This window comes from Actinocrispum wychmicini (assembly GCF_004345645.1).
Classification (GTDB): Bacteria; Actinomycetota; Actinomycetes; order Mycobacteriales; family Pseudonocardiaceae; genus Kibdelosporangium; species Kibdelosporangium wychmicini.
The window spans coordinates 542,268-558,325 of record NZ_SLWS01000008.1 but is presented as its reverse complement, the minus strand read 5'-3'; the positions used below and the strand labels follow the sequence as shown (position 1 = coordinate 558,325).

At 69.0% G+C, this 16,058-nt stretch carries 15 protein-coding genes; 6 read left to right on the top strand and 9 right to left on the bottom strand.

From position 1 onward, the window contains the following. Positions 1 to 9: 9 nt before the first annotated feature. A complete protein-coding gene (locus tag EV192_RS35400; protein WP_243727276.1) occupies positions 10 to 447 on the bottom strand; it encodes a MarR family winged helix-turn-helix transcriptional regulator in 438 nt (145 codons plus the stop codon). Positions 448 to 524: 77 nt separating this feature from the next. Here EV192_RS35400 and EV192_RS35395 point away from each other — a divergent pair, with 77 nt between their 5' ends. The 3 genes from EV192_RS35395 (at position 525) to EV192_RS35385 (ending at position 3,099) form a co-directional block, all read left to right on the top strand. Further along, on the top strand, positions 525 to 1,211 hold the full coding sequence (locus EV192_RS35395) for a maleylpyruvate isomerase family mycothiol-dependent enzyme (RefSeq protein ID WP_132122938.1): 687 nt from the start codon (positions 525 to 527) through the stop codon (positions 1,209 to 1,211). Positions 1,212 to 1,312: 101 nt separating this feature from the next. Continuing rightward, positions 1,313 to 1,927 (top strand): DUF3159 domain-containing protein, encoded by a 615-nt coding sequence (locus EV192_RS35390; RefSeq protein WP_132122937.1) that lies wholly within the window; start codon positions 1,313 to 1,315, stop codon positions 1,925 to 1,927. Continuing rightward, on the top strand, positions 1,924 to 3,099 hold the full coding sequence (locus EV192_RS35385) for a cytochrome P450 (RefSeq protein WP_132122936.1): 1,176 nt from the start codon (positions 1,924 to 1,926) through the stop codon (positions 3,097 to 3,099). Before EV192_RS35390 ends, EV192_RS35385 begins: the two co-directional genes overlap by 4 nt. On the opposite strand, the gene EV192_RS35380 is transcribed toward EV192_RS35385, so the two are convergent. From EV192_RS35380 to EV192_RS35355, 6 genes are all read right to left on the bottom strand, one after another. Next, the gene (locus EV192_RS35380; RefSeq protein WP_132122935.1) at positions 3,083 to 4,375 is read right to left on the bottom strand and encodes a sensor histidine kinase; all 1,293 of its coding nucleotides are present in this window, start codon (positions 4,373 to 4,375) and stop codon (positions 3,083 to 3,085) included. The genes EV192_RS35385 and EV192_RS35380 overlap by 17 nt on opposite strands. Positions 4,376 to 4,380: 5 nt before the next feature. Beyond that, a complete protein-coding gene (locus tag EV192_RS35375; RefSeq protein ID WP_132122934.1) occupies positions 4,381 to 5,073 on the bottom strand; it encodes a response regulator transcription factor in 693 nt (230 codons plus the stop codon). Between the two features lie 59 nt (positions 5,074 to 5,132). Then, positions 5,133 to 6,518 (bottom strand): nickel/cobalt transporter, encoded by a 1,386-nt coding sequence (locus tag EV192_RS35370; protein WP_132122933.1) that lies wholly within the window; start codon positions 6,516 to 6,518, stop codon positions 5,133 to 5,135. Beyond that, positions 6,515 to 7,924, bottom strand: coding sequence for a tetratricopeptide repeat protein (locus tag EV192_RS35365; RefSeq protein ID WP_132122932.1), 1,410 nt, complete (start codon positions 7,922 to 7,924; stop codon positions 6,515 to 6,517). The genes EV192_RS35370 and EV192_RS35365 overlap by 4 nt, the downstream gene beginning before the upstream one ends. Continuing rightward, positions 7,921 to 9,516: a DUF4331 domain-containing protein gene (locus tag EV192_RS35360; RefSeq protein WP_207926389.1), complete on the bottom strand. Its 1,596-nt coding sequence runs from the start codon at positions 9,514 to 9,516 to the stop codon at positions 7,921 to 7,923. Before EV192_RS35360 ends, EV192_RS35365 begins: the two co-directional genes overlap by 4 nt. 349 nt (positions 9,517 to 9,865) lie before the next feature. Then, on the bottom strand, positions 9,866 to 10,510 hold the full coding sequence (locus EV192_RS35355) for an HNH endonuclease family protein (RefSeq protein ID WP_243727275.1): 645 nt from the start codon (positions 10,508 to 10,510) through the stop codon (positions 9,866 to 9,868). A gap of 107 nt (positions 10,511 to 10,617) precedes the next feature. Between EV192_RS35355 and EV192_RS35350 the strand changes: the two genes are divergently transcribed. Then, positions 10,618 to 11,640 carry a YhjD/YihY/BrkB family envelope integrity protein gene (locus tag EV192_RS35350; protein WP_243727274.1) on the top strand — a complete coding sequence of 341 codons (1,023 nt, stop codon included), beginning with the start codon at positions 10,618 to 10,620 and terminating at the stop codon, positions 11,638 to 11,640. A 23-nt stretch (positions 11,641 to 11,663) separates the two neighbouring features. Further along, positions 11,664 to 12,035, top strand: a complete 372-nt coding sequence (locus EV192_RS54270) for an STAS domain-containing protein (protein WP_165960785.1) — start codon at positions 11,664 to 11,666, stop codon at positions 12,033 to 12,035. 18 nt (positions 12,036 to 12,053) lie between these two features. On the opposite strand, the gene EV192_RS35340 is transcribed toward EV192_RS54270, so the two are convergent. Beyond that, on the bottom strand, positions 12,054 to 13,889 hold the full coding sequence (locus tag EV192_RS35340) for a caspase family protein (RefSeq protein WP_207926387.1): 1,836 nt from the start codon (positions 13,887 to 13,889) through the stop codon (positions 12,054 to 12,056). Positions 13,890 to 13,942: 53 nt separating this feature from the next. Next, complete coding sequence (locus EV192_RS35335; protein ID WP_165960784.1) at positions 13,943 to 15,217, bottom strand: PP2C family protein-serine/threonine phosphatase; 1,275 nt, start codon at positions 15,215 to 15,217, stop codon at positions 13,943 to 13,945. 193 nt (positions 15,218 to 15,410) lie between these two features. Here EV192_RS35335 and EV192_RS56275 point away from each other — a divergent pair. Beyond that, positions 15,411 to 16,058, top strand: a 648-nt coding sequence (locus tag EV192_RS56275; RefSeq protein ID WP_243727286.1) for a HAMP domain-containing protein, incomplete at its 3' end; no start/stop codon positions are given.

The window sequence follows — 16,058 nt, the reverse complement described above, 5'->3', positions numbered from 1 at the left end:
GGCCAGCCACTAGGCGTAGGGGTCTGTGATCGCGCGGAGTTTGGTGAGGATGCGCCGGAGCTGCGCCATCTGTTGTTTGCCCAGGTGCGCCTCCCACTCGGTCTCGATCTCGGCGATCGCGGCATCCGCGATGGGGATCGCGCTCTTGCCACGGTCGCTCATCCGAACGAGGCGAGCTCGTTTGTCGGACGGGTCGGGCACCCGCTCGACCCAGCCCGCCTTCTCCAGTTGGTCCACCAGGAAACCGGCGGTCTGCTTGGTGACCTGGGCCTGTTCGGCGAGATCGGTCAGCCGGGTGCCGTCGGGCCCGATCCGCTGCACGATCTTCATCTGCGCGACGGTGATGTCGTACCCGGCCTTGGCCAACGCGTCGAACACGCGGTTCTCCAACCACCGGTACGGGATGTAGAGCAGCAGGCCGGTGTTCAGCGCTGCGTCGTCGGTCACGGGCACCCCTTGACATTAGTCAGAGAGTCTGACTAAATTGGTCAGTGTCTCTGACCGATGCTACTAGAGGACTCGTCATGGACCGGGAGCGGAGCTGGCAGGTCATCGAGAGCGAGCGGCTCAGTCTGGCCGATCTGCTGGACACACTGACCGAGCCGGAATGGGACCGCCCGTCGTTGTGCGCGGGCTGGCGGGTCCGGGACGTCGCCGCACACGTCGCGTTGGCGCCGCAACCACCCGGCCCGTGGACGATGCTCGCCGAGGGGGTCCGGGCGCGGGGCAGCTTCCACCGGCTCAACCACGACATCTCGGTCCGGCACGCCGACCGGGCCGGCGCCGACCTGGTCGCCGAGCTGCGTACGCACGCGGCCTCGCGCAGGTTGCCGCCGATGACCAACCACCGCAACATCCTCTTCGACATCCTGGTGCACGGGCAGGACATCGCGATCCCGCTCAGCCGGGACCGGACCATGCCGCTGGACGCCGCCCGCACGGGTGCCGCCCGCGTCTGGGCCATGGGCTGGCCCTTCTGGGCCCGCCGCCGACTCGCCGGAATCCGGCTGCGCGCCACCGACATCGACTGGACGGCCGGCCACGGCCCACACGAGGTTCGCGGCCCCATCGACGCCCTGCTCCTGCTGCTCACCGGACGCGCCGCCAGCCTCGACAGGCTCCGCGGCGACGGCGTGGCCACACTGACCGCACACCTGGCGAGGAATTCGGCCAGGTCGGGATACCTGCGGTCGAAGCGGTCCGCAAGGTGACCGCGGCGTTCGGCCTGTAGTGCGGCGCCGGTCCGTGATTCGCAGCGATATCACAGAGGTCCGCCAAGGGTTCTGAAGATCAGGGCGCCAGAGTTGACGGCATGAACTTCGGTCTGCTGACTCGGCAGTCGCTGCGTTTGTTCGAGATGGTGGGTGGTTGGTACACGGTCGCGGAGATCTTCACTTCCCGGATCGCGTTCCTGGTCGTCTATCCGATCACCGGTCGGGTGATGCTGTCCGCTTTGGTCGCCGTCGGGGCGGTGTTGGTGTTCGCGGTGGTTCGGGTGTGCACCGAACGGAAGTGGTGGCAGGCGGTCGGTGGGCTGGTCATGGTGGCGGTTTCCGCGTTGCTCGCCAGTAGCACTGGCCGTGGGGTGGACTTCTACCTGCCGGGTCTGGTGATGCCTGCGGGTGCCGGGGTGGTGTTCCTGGTGTCCATGGTGGTGGGGTGGCCGGTGATCGGACTCATCGTCGGCGCCGGGTCGGGCGAACGGTTCGGCTGGCGGCGGGACCGGGCGCGGCGGCGGCGCTACCAGCTGTGCACAGCGTTGTTCCTTGCGAAGTTCGTCGTCAATGTCGCCGTGGTGGTGCCGTTGTACCTGGCCGGGCAGGTGGTCGCGCTCGGCATTGTCGAGACGTTCGCCGGCACTCCCGCGCTGGGGCTTTGCGGCTACGTGTGCTGGCGCATCCTGCGTACCGAATCGGAGAACTCATGACACTGCCTTTGACTCAACGCCATCAGCTGTTCGACCCGTCCCCGGAGCTCGCCGGGTTGCCGGCCGTCAGCCCGCTTGTCTTTCCCAGTGGCGCAACGGGTTGGGTGGTGACCAGCGCGCAGGTGGGCCGGGAGTTCCTGGCCGACACGCGGTTCTCCGCCGACCGCGCACGAGCGGAGTCGCCGCTGCCGGGGTTCAAGTCCAAGCCACGGCCCGGCGACCAGCAGCGCCGGTCGTTCATCACGATGGACCCGCCGGAGCACACCCACTACCGGAAGCTGCTCACCGGGCAGTTCACCGTGCGCCGGATGAAACTCCTTGAGCCCAGGATCGGGCAGATCGTCGACGACCACCTGGATTCCCTTGCCCGCCAGGACACTCCAGCGGACCTGGTGGCCCATTTCGCGTTGCCGGTGCCCTCGTTGGTGATCTGCGAACTGCTGGGCGTGGACTACGCCGACCGGGCGGAGTTCCAGAGCTTCGCCAAGGCGTTCGTCAACCTCACCATCTCCGACGACGAACGGTTCGCGGCCCGCGTCAAAGCCATGACGTTCCTGCGGAACCTGGTCGAACACAAACGCGCGAACCCGGACGACGCCTTGCTTTCCGGTCTGATCGCCGACTCGGACCTCGATGACGACGAGCTGACCGCCATGACGTTGTTGTTGCTGTTCGCCGGGCACGAAACCACCGCGGCCATGCTCGGCCTCGGCACGTTCGCGTTGTTGCGGCATCCCGAACAGATGTCGATCCTGCGTGCCGATCCGGACCTCATGCCTGGTGCGGTCGACGAGCTGATGCGCTACCTGAGCATCATCGGGCCTGGCATCGTCCGGGTGGCCACCGAGGACCTCACTCTCGGCGGCGCACAGATCCAAGCGGGCCAGACCGTCGTCCTCGCGACACCGAAAGCGAACCGCGGCAACGAGCTCACCGACCGCCCCGACGAGTTGGACGTCACCCGGGAACGCACCCAGCACCTGGCGTTCGGCCACGGCATCCACAGTTGCCTCGGCCAGCAGCTCGCCCGGACCGAGATGCGGATCGGGTTCCGCCGCCTGCTTGACCGGTTCCCGAACCTCGCCCTCGCCGTCCCCGCGGACCAGGTCCCGCTCCGCACCGACATGGCCATCTACGGCGTCCACGCCCTGCCGGTCACCTGGGCAGCGTGACGCGGACCCGCGTGCCGGACCCATCGAGTCCGGTGTGGACACTGGCGGTTCCGTTGTGGGCGTGAGCGATGGCGGCCACGAGCGAAAGACCCAGCCCGGTGCCGCTGGCGCGGGTGTGGGCGGCGCGATAGAAGCGGTCGAAGACACGCAGATGGTCGGCGGCGGGAATGCCCGGCCCGGTGTCGACGACGTCGACCGTGACCGAGTGCCGGTCGACACCGACGGTGACGGTCGCGGGAGCACCAGACGGGGTGTGGATGCGAACGTTGGCCAAGAGATTGTCCAGGAGCTGGCGGATCCGGGTGGGATCGCACGGCAGGACCGCCGGCGCCGGGGCGGGGAGTATCCGCAGCGGCCGGTCGGGTTCGGTGGCGCGGGCGGCGGCGACCGCGTCGGCGGCGAGTTCGTTGAGGTCGGTGGGCCGAAGATCGAGCGGTCTGCCTTGGTCCAGCCTGGCCAGCAGCAGCATTTCGTCGACGAGCACACCCATGCGTTCCGCTTCGCTCTCGATGCGGGACGTCACCCGAGCCAGGTCCGCAGGTCGTGATGCGGCGCCACGGCGGAACAGTTCGGCGTACGCGCGAACAGTCGCCACGGGAGTGCGCAGCTCGTGGGACGCGTCGGCAAGGAACGTACGGAGGCGGTGTTCAGAGGCGCGTCGCTCATCGAAGGCGGTTTCGAGCTGACCGAGCATGTTGTTCAACGCACGGCCGAGCCGGCCGATCTCGGTCCGTGGGTCCACGAGCTCAACGCGTTGCGTGAGATCGCCGCTGCCGATGGCCTGGGCGGTGCGAGCGATCCGGTCCAACGGCCGCATCCCCCGCCGCACCAGCCACACCGCCAACAGCAGCACACCGACGAACGTGACCACGCTGGGAATGAGCACCGCCCGCCGGATCCTGGCCAGAAACTGGTCGGAGCCCGCCGTCCGCATCCCGACGACGAGCACAGTGCCGTCGCGAACCGGTTCGGTGTGCGTCAACGACGGCGCCGGGCCAGCGGACACGGTCTGCAACACCGTGCCGTCCGTGCCGCGCAGTTGGAAGAACGACGGCACGTCACCACGTTCCGCGAGCGCGGAGAGCAAAGGCGTGTTCGCGAGCGTGGCTCCCTGCGCGAGATCGGCGGCGAGCGTGCGGCTCGTCGCCGTGAGCGCGTCGATGTTGTGACTGTCACGCCAGTCGGACAAAGCCTGGGATGTCGACACACCGAGCGGAATCATCCCCATCAGCACCAGCCCACCGACCGTCAGCACCAGCCGAGTCCGCAGCGACATCGGCCTCACGGCGTGGGCTCCGGCGGACGCAGCACGTACCCGATGCGCTGCACGGTGTGGATCAACCGCGGATGACCGGTGTCCACCTTGCGGCGCAGGTAACTGATGTACGTCTGCACCGCGCCGTCGTTGCCGCCGAAGTCGTACTGCCACACGTGATCCAGGATCTGTCCCTTGGTGAGGACCGTTCCGGCGTTGACGGCGAGGTAGTGCAGCAGCTCGAACTCGGTCGGCGTCAGGTCGACCACCTGCCCGCCGACCCGGACCTGATGCGCCGCCACGTCGATCTCCAGATGCGCGACGACCAGAGGCGTCGGACCGCCCGACGACCCGGACCGCCTCAGCACCGCACGGATCCGGGCGATCAGCTCGCCCAGGCTGAACGGCTTCGTCAGGTAGTCGTCGCCGCCGATGGTCAGGCCCGCGATACGTTCCTCGGGCTCGTCCCGCGCGGTCAGGAACACCACCGGCACCTGCTGCGCGGACCGGCGCAACGCACGGCAGAGATCCAGCCCCGAACCGTCCGGCAGCAGGATGTCCAGCACGATCAGATCGGGCCGGTAGCGCTGAACGGCGCCAACAGCCTCCGCCCGCGTCCCGGCGACCGCCGTGTCGAACCCCTCGTACCGCAAGGCCGTGGACACCGCGTCGGCCAGGAACTCGTCGTCGTCGACGACCAAGATCCTCGTTTCCGCCATGTACCCAGTGTCATCACTGTCGCCCGACCGGGCGAAAGCTTCACAGAAGATTCCAAGAACTAGCCGACGACCGCCCGGATGGTCAGGCCGACGCCGACCAGCAGGACCATCCCGGCGGTCAGCACCGGCGCCAGCGCGATCAGCTTCTGGATCCGCCCACCGAACCGGTCCGTGGCGAAGCGGTCGAACCGGTCGCGGAACTTCACCAACAGCAGCCCGGCGGCGGTCAGCATCCCGGCCATGCCGATCCCGTACGCCAGCACCAGCAGCACACCGAACCACGTCCGCCCCAGCGCCACCGCCCCCAACAGCACCACCAGCGCCGACGGACTGGGCACCAGCCCACCGGCGACCCCCATCCCGATCAGGCTCCCCCGCCCGAACCGCTGCCCATGCCCGTGACCGTGACCATGGCCATGCCCATGGCCGTGACTGTGCCCATGGCCGTGACCGGCGAGCACGGGCGCACGACGGACAGCGGCCGACCGAAGCAGCACCACCCCGATCCCCGCGATCAGCAGCCCGCTGCCGATCCCCAACCACCGCAACACGCTCTCCCCCGCGAGCACGCTCGACACACTCAACAACAACCCCAGCACCAACACCCCGGCCGTGTGGGTCAACGTGACAGTCGCGCCCACCACGATCGCGTCCCGAGGCGTCCCGCGCCGACCCACGAGGTACGCGGCGATGACGGTCTTCCCGTGTCCCGGCAGGGCCGCGTGCGACGCGCCCAGCACCAAGGCCAACAGCACGGCCAGCATCCCGACCAACGGCGTCAACGACCGTCGTCCGACGAAGTCCGCCAACGCGAGCGAAGCGCGGTCCAGCATGCTCGCGTCGGCCGGACGCGGTGCGGACGCGCTCGACCCGGTGCCCGCGCCCGGTCGCACGGTCAACTGGGCGGTCCGGACGTCCATCGGGTTCGCGAGCAGGTCGTCCGGGTACTTCCGCAGCTCGTCACTGACGCTGTGGGCGGGCACCGACGAGTCCACGGCGACCCCGAAACCGAGAGCAGTGATCTCGTGCCAGCCGACGCGGTCGCCGCGGTACGCGTCGCTGAACGTCACCGGCCCGGTCAGCTCGGCCGCGGCGGTGAGTTCGCAGGTCAAGCGGGTCGTCGGCAGGTCAGCCTGGCCGGCCGGATGCTCCATTGTGGACGCGCGGACGGTGAATGTGAGCGGCCGCGAGGCGACGGTCGCCGTCAGCGAGCCGGCCAAGGTGGCGCACTCCCGCCCGGGATCGAGTGACTTCTCCTGCAGAGTCGGGATCTCCGCCAGGTCCACAATGGATCGGACGTCGACGCGGTCCGGGTGCAGCGACAGCCCGTCGTAGTGGTTGACGCTGAAGTTCCCCAACGGGTGCGCGTCGGCGTGCCCGAACGGAAGGAACACCAGCGGCGCGACCACCGCGGCCACGATGCCCGCGCGGATCAGCACCCTCATCGGGTGTTCCTCAGCTCGGCCAGTTTCTTCTTCGCGACCGGCGCGTGCACAGGAGAGAAGTACGGGTTGATGTCCAGTGCCCGCGCGAGGTCCTGTTCCGCGTCCGCGACCTGCCCGAGGCCGGCCTCGATCATCCCCCGGTGGTAGGCGAACGTCGCGTTGTGCCAGCCCAACGCCGCGGCCTTGGCCGTGTACGGCAGGGCTTCGGCGTCCCGGCCGTTCACGTGCAGGGCCCACGCCATCGCGTCGGCGACGAACACGCTCTGCCGCCGCCCCCACTCGGCCTGCGCCCGCCGCACCGCCTCGGCCTTGTCCCCGTGGTCGGCGGCCACCTGGGCCGCGCTCAGATCGTCGGTCGCCCCCGACGCTTCCAGCAACCGTTGCTGCTGCGTGATCACGGAGTACTGCTGAGCTGCCTCGTCCGGGCGCCCGGACACATCGAGCAGTTCCGCGTACTCCAACAGGTACTGCGGCAGCGGCGCCCGCGACACCAACCTCTTGTACAGGTCGAGCGCCTGGGCGTACTGCACCCGAGCGGCGAGGACCTTGGCGTGCCCCTCGGTCAACGAGGCGTCGTCGGGAACCACGTGCAGTCCTTGCGTGTACTGGGCGTCCGCGTCGTCGAGCCGGCCCGAGTTGAACGCCAACTCCCCCAGGTAGTACCGGCTGAACGCGATCTCGTCCGGCGCGCCGGCGGCGCCGAGGGCACGGTCCATCGCCGACCGTGCGTCGTCGTCACGGCCGTGCATCTCGAAGTAGTACGAGGCACGGGTGAACGACGACACGTTCGGCTTCAGGTCGAGCATCCGCTGGACCGCGTCCGCCGAACCCTGGTCGTCGCCCAGTTGGGTCAGGCTGTCCGCCAGCACCCCGTACACCTCGGCCGTGCTCGGCTGGGCCGCCTGTGCCTTCGCCCCCCAGTCCTTGGCTACCGTGAAGTCGTGGCGGGCGTTGGCCAACGCGCCCATGCCCATCATCGCCGGCCCGTTCCCGGCCGGCTTCAGCCGGATCGACCGCTCCAACGCGCCCTGCGCCTTGGCGTAGTACGTGGGGTCGACCGTGATCCTGGCCAACTCCACATAGGACGATCCGAGTCTGGCCCAGGCGAGCGGGTCGTCCGGTCGCTCGCGCAGGGACGCCTGCAGCGTGGCCACCGACTGCGCCAACAGGGTTTGCCGGCCCGCGTGCGCGGTGGACGGCACCGCTTCGATAGGCGCGGAGTACCCGGCGAACACCGACAGGACCGTGGCGATCCCGACCAACAGCGCCGGCACCGGCCACCACCGGCGCAGACCGCCGGCTTCCGGCTTGAGAAAAGGCGGTTCGAGCAACGCGGCCACTCCTCCGGGATCACCGTGGGCGCGGCCGGACAGGCCGCGCCCACGGGCGTCGATACGGACACTCACCAGGGCCGGTTACTGCGGTGACGGGCCTTGGTCGGGCGCTTGCGCCACAGGTACACACCGCCGCCGAGCAGCACCAGCGCGCCGATCGCGCCGCCGACGTACCCACCGATCGGGATGCTCGCCAGGATCGACGACTTGGTCGCCACCTGCGCCTGCACCGCCGAGTTCACCGCGGCGTTGTTCGGCACGGCCACGTACGGGAAGCGCGTCTCGAAGGCGACGTCATTGGCGTCGACCTTGTCGCCGGTCGCCAGTGCCTGCACCAGCTGGCCGGACTGGGCCGCGCCTTCCAGTGTCTGCAACGAGATGTCGATGACGTCGTCGGTGAGCCGGCGGCCGTTCGGGAAGCCCTGGTTGTCGCCGGCCAGCAGACCGAGCCGGTTCGGCTGCGGCGTGGCCCCGATCGCCATGTTCAGCCGCAGCATCTCGGACGGCACGAACTGGTTCGCGTACACGTCCGCGTTGTTCAGCTGCGAGTTGAGGTCGGCCTTGATCGGGCCGCCGGCCTTCGTGGTGATCCCGGTCAGGAAGATCTCCAGCAGGTCGTCGCGCGGCGCGGCCGGGGCCTTGATCTGGAAGGTCTGCTCGACCAGCTGCGGCAGCTCCGGCACCTTCACCCGGTCCACCAGGTCCTTGACGTTGTGGTCCTGGTCCGGGGTGAGGCCGTTGAACGCGTCCTTCAGGCCGGCCGGCGAGATCACCTCGTTGACCAGCGGGTTGCCCAGCCGGGACACCTGCACGAACGGGCCTTCGGCCTTCGCTGAACCGGGAGCGAGCCTCAGCGACTGCCGTTCGGTGTCACTCCAGACGCCGATCACCGGGTTGCGTTTGGCGTCCTGCTTGAGCGCCAACACGTGCGACGGGAGCTGCAGGGCGATGGTGTTGACGTTGTAGCCGCGCAACGTGTCCTGGCCGGTCTCGCTCAGGTTCCCGCCGTACAGCGAGTCGAACACGCGCAGGTCGGCGAAGAACGAGTCGTCGGCCGGGCCGGCGTAGCTCAGGCCGCCGCCGTACGTCTTGGTGATCGCCTGGTCCCGGATCGTCCGGAAGTCAGGCATCGACGCGGGCCCGACGTCGGACGGTGCGACGCGCGCGTTCTGCACGAGGTAGCGCGCGTTGCCGCCGTGATGGTCGATCAGCTGGACCGAGTAGTTCTGCCGGAACAGCAGGTTGGGGTCGTTGATCGACTTCACGACGCCCTTGTTGTACAGGAAGGTGTCCTTGCCCCGCCGGTCGTCGGTCGAGAACGTGTAGCGGAACGTCAGGTCGGGCTTGGCGTCGCCGTTGTTGTCGATGTTGACGTCGTAGTGCGCGTCGGTCGCGAACGGGTAGAAGTTCGGGCCGCCGTTGGGTTCCTGGAACCCCGAGAAGTTCGCGACCATGGTCACGGTGTCGGGTTTGTCCGGGCTGACGAACGCGTACAGGTCCGTGTTGTCGACCGTGGGGTCGGCGGCGATCAGCGGTGCTTCGCGGTGGCTGGACGCACTGGCCGAACCCGGAACGAGCCCGCCCACCAACGCCGCGCCCGCCGCGAGCATCATCGCTGTGGCACGTGTGCTCCTGGCAGCACGCACGGTATGCGGTTGTGACATAACCATCCTCATGGGCGGTTATGCGCCTCGGTCCTCCCTGGACATCACATATACGGAGCGGAGGGTGGGTTCGGATCGGTCTGTCCCGAAATTTCTCACCCGAACGGCCGGCGACCGCGTCATGGACCACTGCAACGCACGTCACACTCCGTACACGGAACACCGGGCACGCCCGGACAGTTGAACAGGACGATCGGTGCGGACCGTGTCCCCGGGCCGCAACCACAGCCATCAGGGAATACCAGGCAAGCTGGAGCCCTCATGCGCCACTCGCCGAGAGGCGACCGCCGCACCGATTACAGCCCACCCCCTGGCCTGCGTTCTCCCCCCTCCGCGGCCAGGGGGTGGCCTATTTTTGCTCCTGGCAGGTGCCCAGCATCTCCGCGAGCGCGTCGTGTTCGGCCTGGTCGACGGTGAGCTGGTAGGCCGCCTTGACCGTGACGTAGTCCTTGGCATACGTGCACCAGAAGGTCCGCAGCGGCGGTTTCCACTGCGCCGGGTCCTGGTCGCCCTTGGACCGGTTGGCGTTCGCGGACACCGCGAAGAGTTGCGGATTCGTGAGGTCGTTGGCGAACTGCTTGCGGCGTTCGTCTGTCCAGCTCGTCGCGCCGGACCGCCACGCCTCCGCCAGCGGCACCATGTGGTCGATGTCGACCTTGCCCGCCTCGGTGATCTTCACGCCGTCGTACGGGCTGGTCCACGTGCCGGACACCGCTTTGCACCGGTTGTCCCTGGTCACGTTCGCGCCTTGGCGTTGCAGCACGATCTCCCTGGTGTCACAGGAGTCCGGTCCGCTCGCCCACAGCGGGAACCGGTCCCGGCTGTATCCGCTCATCGGTCCGGGCGGCGCGATCCTCAACGCGGCCAGCTCGGGTGTGGTGACCGGCGGGCTGGCCACCGACCGGCGGTTCGCCCACCACACCACCAGTGAGATCAACACGATCAGCACGGCCACCGCCGCCAGGGTCGGGACCGAACGTTTGTTGCGCACCACGTGCTGGATCTAAAGCGATCACCTTCGGTTTCCCGGTGAGGCGCGCCCGAGTGCGGAGAACCCCGTCCGACGGGGTAACCGGCAGAACCATGGGCGAGAATCGTCGCGTGGTCGAACCGGAGAAGAAATCCCTGCTCAACCGTGTGCGGACGCGGCACGCGTGGTTCGACCACCTGATCCGCGCGCTCGACCGGTACGTCGACCACAACGCCTACCAGTACGCGGCGTCCATCACGTACTTCAGTGTGCTGTCGGTGGTGCCGATCCTGATGGTCGGCCTGTCCATCGGCGGCTTCGTGATCGCGGACGACGCCAAGGTCGCGAACGACCTGCGCGGCACCATCACCGACGCCCTGCCCAGCGGCCTGGCCGGGTTCGCCAGCGAGGTGTACGACAGCCTGTTGACCCAACGGGCCTCGCTCGGCGCGTTCGGTCTGGTGATCGGCCTCTACGCCGGCTGGAACTGGATGAACACGCTGCGGGACGCGCTGACCGCGATGTGGGACCTGGAACGCCCGGAGTTGCCGTTCTTCCGCACGATCCTGCGTGACCTGTTCGCGCTGCTCAGCCTGTCCGCCGCGCTGCTCGTGTCGTTCTCGCTGTCCGCGGCCGGTGGCTGGCTGAACAAGTTCCTGCTGCGGTGGGTCGGCCTGGACCACGAACCGTGGGCCGGCACCGTGCTGTCGTTGCTGTCCGTGCCGTTGGCCATCACCGCCGACTGGCTGGTGTTCCTGTGGGTGCTGGCCCGGCTGCCCCGGCAGAAGGTGGACACCCGCAACGCGGTCCGCGGCGCGCTGGCCGCCGCGATCGGCTTCGAGATCCTGAAACAGGCCGCCAACCTGTACCTGAGCCTGCTCGGCCGCTCCCCCACCAGCGCGGCGTTCGGCTCGGTCATCGGTCTGCTCGTCTTCATCTACCTGGTGGCCCGCCTGTTGTTACTGGTGGCGGCGTGGACGGCGGAACCTGCCCGGCCGGCCACACACGAACCCGACCGCCCAGCGGGGTACGGTGGGAGAGACGTCGAACCCGCACGTCCGATCCGGCTGGCCACCGCCGGCTGGCTGGTGGCCACGGGCGTGGTGGCGACGTTGCTGTTCCAGCGGAACTTCCGCAGGCGCGGACGCGACTGACCGAGCACAAGGGGGCGAATCGTTTGTCCGAGCGGAGGTACGACCCCGAATCGCTGCGGATCTCGGTGGATCAGGGCCATTCGGTCACGGTGGCGCACGTCACCGGCGAGATCGACCTGTCCTCGGCCGACGCCTTCCGGGAAGGCCTGGCGGAACGCCTGGACAGCGACGAGGTGTTCGTCCTCGACCTGGACGGCGTGACGTTCATGGGCTCTATGGGCTTCTCGGTCCTGGTGGAGACGCACCACGAGACCTCGCGCCGCAACATCCGCTGGGCCATCGTGGCCGGCGCCGGCCCGATCCGCCGCCCACTGCGGATCACCGGCCTTGAACAGGTCCTGCCGATCTACCCCTCGGTCCCGGAAGCCCTCGCCGCACTGACGACGAACAACTGACCCGCGGTCAAACCACCGTCATACCCGGCCGAGCGCGAGCCACATCGCGCCGACGGTCTCGACGGATGTGACTATCTGTTGGTCGCGCAGGACAGTCATGGCAGAACTCCCGTACGAGTCGCCGAGAAACGCCATCGCGAACGGCGCGCCTGGTGCCAGCACGTCAAGAAACCGGTCGACAGTCGACCACGAGACACCTTTGCGGTGCAGCATCGTGCCGATCCCGAAACCACCGGACGTGACTTCCTGGACACCGCCCCGCATTATGGTCACCCGACCACCGAACTCGGCCCGCGGATCACTCAGGCTCGCGTACAGGGGATGCCCGGACAGTTCGTTCCAGAACGGCTCCCAGAACGTCCACGACGGCCATCCGTTGTCGAACTCGTGGACCAGCCAGTCCAGATTGGGTCTGGCGTACTCCCACAACTCGATCCCGCTGCAGAACGGCAACATCGTCAACGCGGTGTGGAGATGACGGCCGGTGCCCATGTCGATGCCGCGGGCGTAACCGCCCAGGTTCCCGTCCGCGTAGGCATGGGCGAAATGGTCCCGTATCCGCTTGACGATCTCGCGGCAGTCGGCCCAGTACCCGTCATCGAGGTCGTCCGTGGTCGCCTTGGCCGCGGCCAACACGTCCTGTCTGCGGACGCGACCGGCGACCCCGGTGCCCTTGATCGAGGTCACGTCGATTCCGTAGTCCTCGGCGAGCTTCTTCACCACCGGAGTGACATAGGACGAGCCGGAGTCGTCGGCCTCGATCACGTCCAGGACGTCCTGCTTGCGGATCCGGCCGCCGATCCCGGTGCCCGTCAGCGACCGCCACTCGACCCCATGTTCGTCGGCGAGGTTTCGCACCAACGGGGTGATGTAGGGCGGCGTGATGACGCGGCCGTCCGTGGGCTCCGGGTCGGGCTCGGGTGTGGGCGGCGGCGCCACGGACTGGCTGGTGTCGTTGGTGAGGTGGACCAGCTTCCGGATGGCGTCCTGGGTGAGCGCCGCGTTGGGCGACAGCGCCAGGTCGACGAGTTTGCGCAGGCCGCGCTCTCGAATCGCGGGGTCCTCGCTGACCACGTCGATGAGGATCTCCAGCGGCACACCGGAATCGGCGCTCGCCGAACGGGCCGGGTTGCGGGCCAGGGCGAGCCGGTCGACGGTGCCCGTGGCTCGACGCTGCGGCTTCGGCAGGCCACGCGCCGACAATGCCTTGACCAGGTGGCTGTACGTCTGGTCCAGCGTGATGAACTCGCCGGCCGCCGGCACGCCGTCGGTCAACAGGGACAGCAACTCGCCGGTGAACGCGGTGTGGCGGGCGCCGGTCGGGGCGTTCGACGGCTGGTTGGCCGGCGACGAGGTGAGCGTGTAGCACCCGTGGATCTCGATCTGCCCGGACACCACCGATCCCGGGTCGCCCATGGCCTCGATGGCCCGGCCGGAGAAGCAGCAGTCGAGGATCAGCACGCGGTTGTCGGCCGGGCTGTCCAGAATCGCGTCCCGGACGGACTCGAACGGCAACGCGGTGACCCCGACGTGCTTGCTGCTGGTCCGCCGCAGGCCGAGATACAACCGGCCACGGTGATCGAGCAGGCCGTGCCCGGCGAAGTACACCAACAGGGTGTCCTCGGCCAGCGCGGCCTCGTCGGCGAGCAGACGGCCGACCGTGGCGATGTCGTCCGGGTCGGTGAGCACCCGGCAGAACCGCCCGCTGAACGCCCCGTCCCGCTCGTCGACCAGTCGCTGGTGGAAGTCCTGGAGATTGGCGTGCACACCAGGCAGGTCGTGCAGGCTCTCGTCCTCGTACCGCGCCACGCCGACCAAGACGGCGCGAGACCGCTCCATGTCAGGCAGGCGCACCAGTTGTCCTTCGTACCAACACCACCGGGCCTTCACTCTACTGAAGGCGGCGGTCAGCCCGACTGGGGCTGGATCGCCAACAGCGCGATGTCGTCGTGGTCGTTCCCGCCGAGCCATTCGCCGACCGCGGCGTTGATCTTGGTCAGCACCGTGTCGATCGGGGTGTCCTGGCAGCCCGCCAGCAGGTCCGCCAGCCGTTCGTCGCCGAACATCTCGTCGCCGGTGGGGCCGCCGCGCGCTTCGGTGATCCCGTCGGTGTACAGCAGGCAGACGTCGCCGCGGTTCAGTTCGACGGTTTCCTGACCGAACCGGGCGTTGCTGGTCACCCCGACCAGCATGCCCGGGATGATCACCTCTTCGACGGTGCCGTCGCGGCGCAGCACGAGCGGGCACGGGTGCCCGCCGGACCCCAGTGCCAGGCGCATCGTGTCCGCGCTGCGGGACGTCATCGAGCCGACGACCAGGCTCGCGAACCGGCTGCCGCCGTTGGTCAGCAACGTGGTGTTCACCAGGTCCAGCAGCCGGCTCGGCTCCCGCTCCACCAGGTGCAACGCGCCCAACGCGTGCCGGATGTTCCCGGTCAGCGCGGCGGCTTCCGGCCCGTTCCCGCACACGTCCCCGAGCAGGAACAACACCGTGCCGTCGGACCGGGGGTGCACGTCGTAGAAGTCCCCGCCGACGCGCAGCGGTCCGGCGGCCGGGCGGTAGTGGGCGGCCAGTCGGACGCCGGGCACGGTCGGCAGTTCGGCCGGATGCAGGGTGGTCTGCAGGCCCTGGATGGCCGACTCCTGCCGGCCGAACAGGCTCGCCGACCCGAGTGCCGCGCCGGCCCGTTCGGCGAAGTCACGGACCACCTGGCGGTCCATGTCGGCCAACGGCTCGCTGCGCGCCAGGATCAGCACACCGGGGGTGTCGCCGGTGCCGGAGACCAGTGGGACGGCGGCGATCTCGGCGAATCCGGCGAGCATGTCCCGCACCGCCGCCGGCAGGGCGACCACCTCGGCGGGCGGGACGATCCGGACCGTGGTCTGGGTGGCGAACATGGCTCTGGCCAGTACCGGCGCGGACGCGGGCAGCAGCCTGCGCACCTTGCCGTGGGTGGAGCTGCCGTCCAGGCGGTGGGCCCACCACTCCCACCGGCCCCGGGACGCGGGCATGAGCACCAGGGAGCGCTCGCCGAGCACTGGGCTCGCCAGTTCGGCGACCGTGGCCGCGGTCATGTCCGTGTCCAGGCTGCCGCAGAGACGCCCGCCGACTTCGGCGAGAAAAGCGGCGTCACGCTGCTGGGCAGCTTCGGCCGGACGTGCCGATGCCGTCGCATCGGTCATCCCGCACCTCGCTGACGCGTTGGCAACTTCGGTTCTACCGTAACGCCTGCCTGCCCGTCCGGGGCGCGGCATGGCAAGGTTGTACGCAGACCACGCCTCGATCGCCAGGAGAAATGCCGTGACCACGCGCATTCACCAAGATCCCGTGACCCAGGACGGCGAGGACACCACGCTGGACCGGCTGCTCGCCGCCATGGAGGACCTGCGCGAAGGGAACTTCCGCCGCCGGATCGTGGCCAAGGGCGACGGCCGGTCGGCCCGGCTGGCGGCCGCGTTCAACGAGATCGCCGAACGCAACCAGCAGCTGGTGAACGAGCTGCTGCGGGTTCGCGACCGGCTGGCCAGCGAGGGTGTGCTGCACGAACGCCTGCGGCCGGGCGGCGGGGCCGGCGGGTGGGGGGTGGCCACCGACGTCGTCAACGAGCTGATCGACCGGCTGTCCCGGCCGACGCTGGAGCTGAACCGGGTGCTGGCGGCGGTCGCGGAGGGTGACCTGACCCGGCGGATGGCGCTGGCGGCCGACGGCCGGCCGCTCACCGGCGACCTGCTGGAACTCGGGCACACCGTGAACGGCATGGTGGACCAGCTGTCGCTGTTCGCGACCGAGGTGACCAGAGTCGGCAAGGAGATCGGCACCGAGGGCATCCTCGGCGGCCAGGCGCGGGTGCCGGGCGCGTCCGGGCTGTGGCGGGACCTCACCGAGTCGGTGAACCTGATGGCCCTCAACCTGACCAACCAGGTGCGGGACATCGCGCGGGTGGCCACAGCGGTGGCGCGCGGCGACATGACCCAGAAGATCGACGTGAGCGCCCGCGGCGAGATCCTGGAGTTGAAGAACACC

Coding starts and splice junctions, on each gene's coding strand:
- EV192_RS35395 (WP_132122938.1), top strand. CDS start 525: ATGGACCGGGAGCGGAGCTGGCAGGTCATCGAGAGCGAGCGGCTCAGT.
- EV192_RS35390 (WP_132122937.1), top strand. CDS start 1,313: ATGAACTTCGGTCTGCTGACTCGGCAGTCGCTGCGTTTGTTCGAGATG.
- EV192_RS35385 (WP_132122936.1), top strand. CDS start 1,924: ATGACACTGCCTTTGACTCAACGCCATCAGCTGTTCGACCCGTCCCCG.
- EV192_RS35380 (WP_132122935.1), bottom strand. CDS start 4,375: ATGTCGCTGCGGACTCGGCTGGTGCTGACGGTCGGTGGGCTGGTGCTG.
- EV192_RS35375 (WP_132122934.1), bottom strand. CDS start 5,073: ATGGCGGAAACGAGGATCTTGGTCGTCGACGACGACGAGTTCCTGGCC.
- EV192_RS35370 (WP_132122933.1), bottom strand. CDS start 6,518: ATGAGGGTGCTGATCCGCGCGGGCATCGTGGCCGCGGTGGTCGCGCCG.
- EV192_RS35360 (WP_207926389.1), bottom strand. CDS start 9,516: ATGTCACAACCGCATACCGTGCGTGCTGCCAGGAGCACACGTGCCACA.
- EV192_RS35335 (WP_165960784.1), bottom strand. CDS start 15,217: ATGACCGATGCGACGGCATCGGCACGTCCGGCCGAAGCTGCCCAGCAG.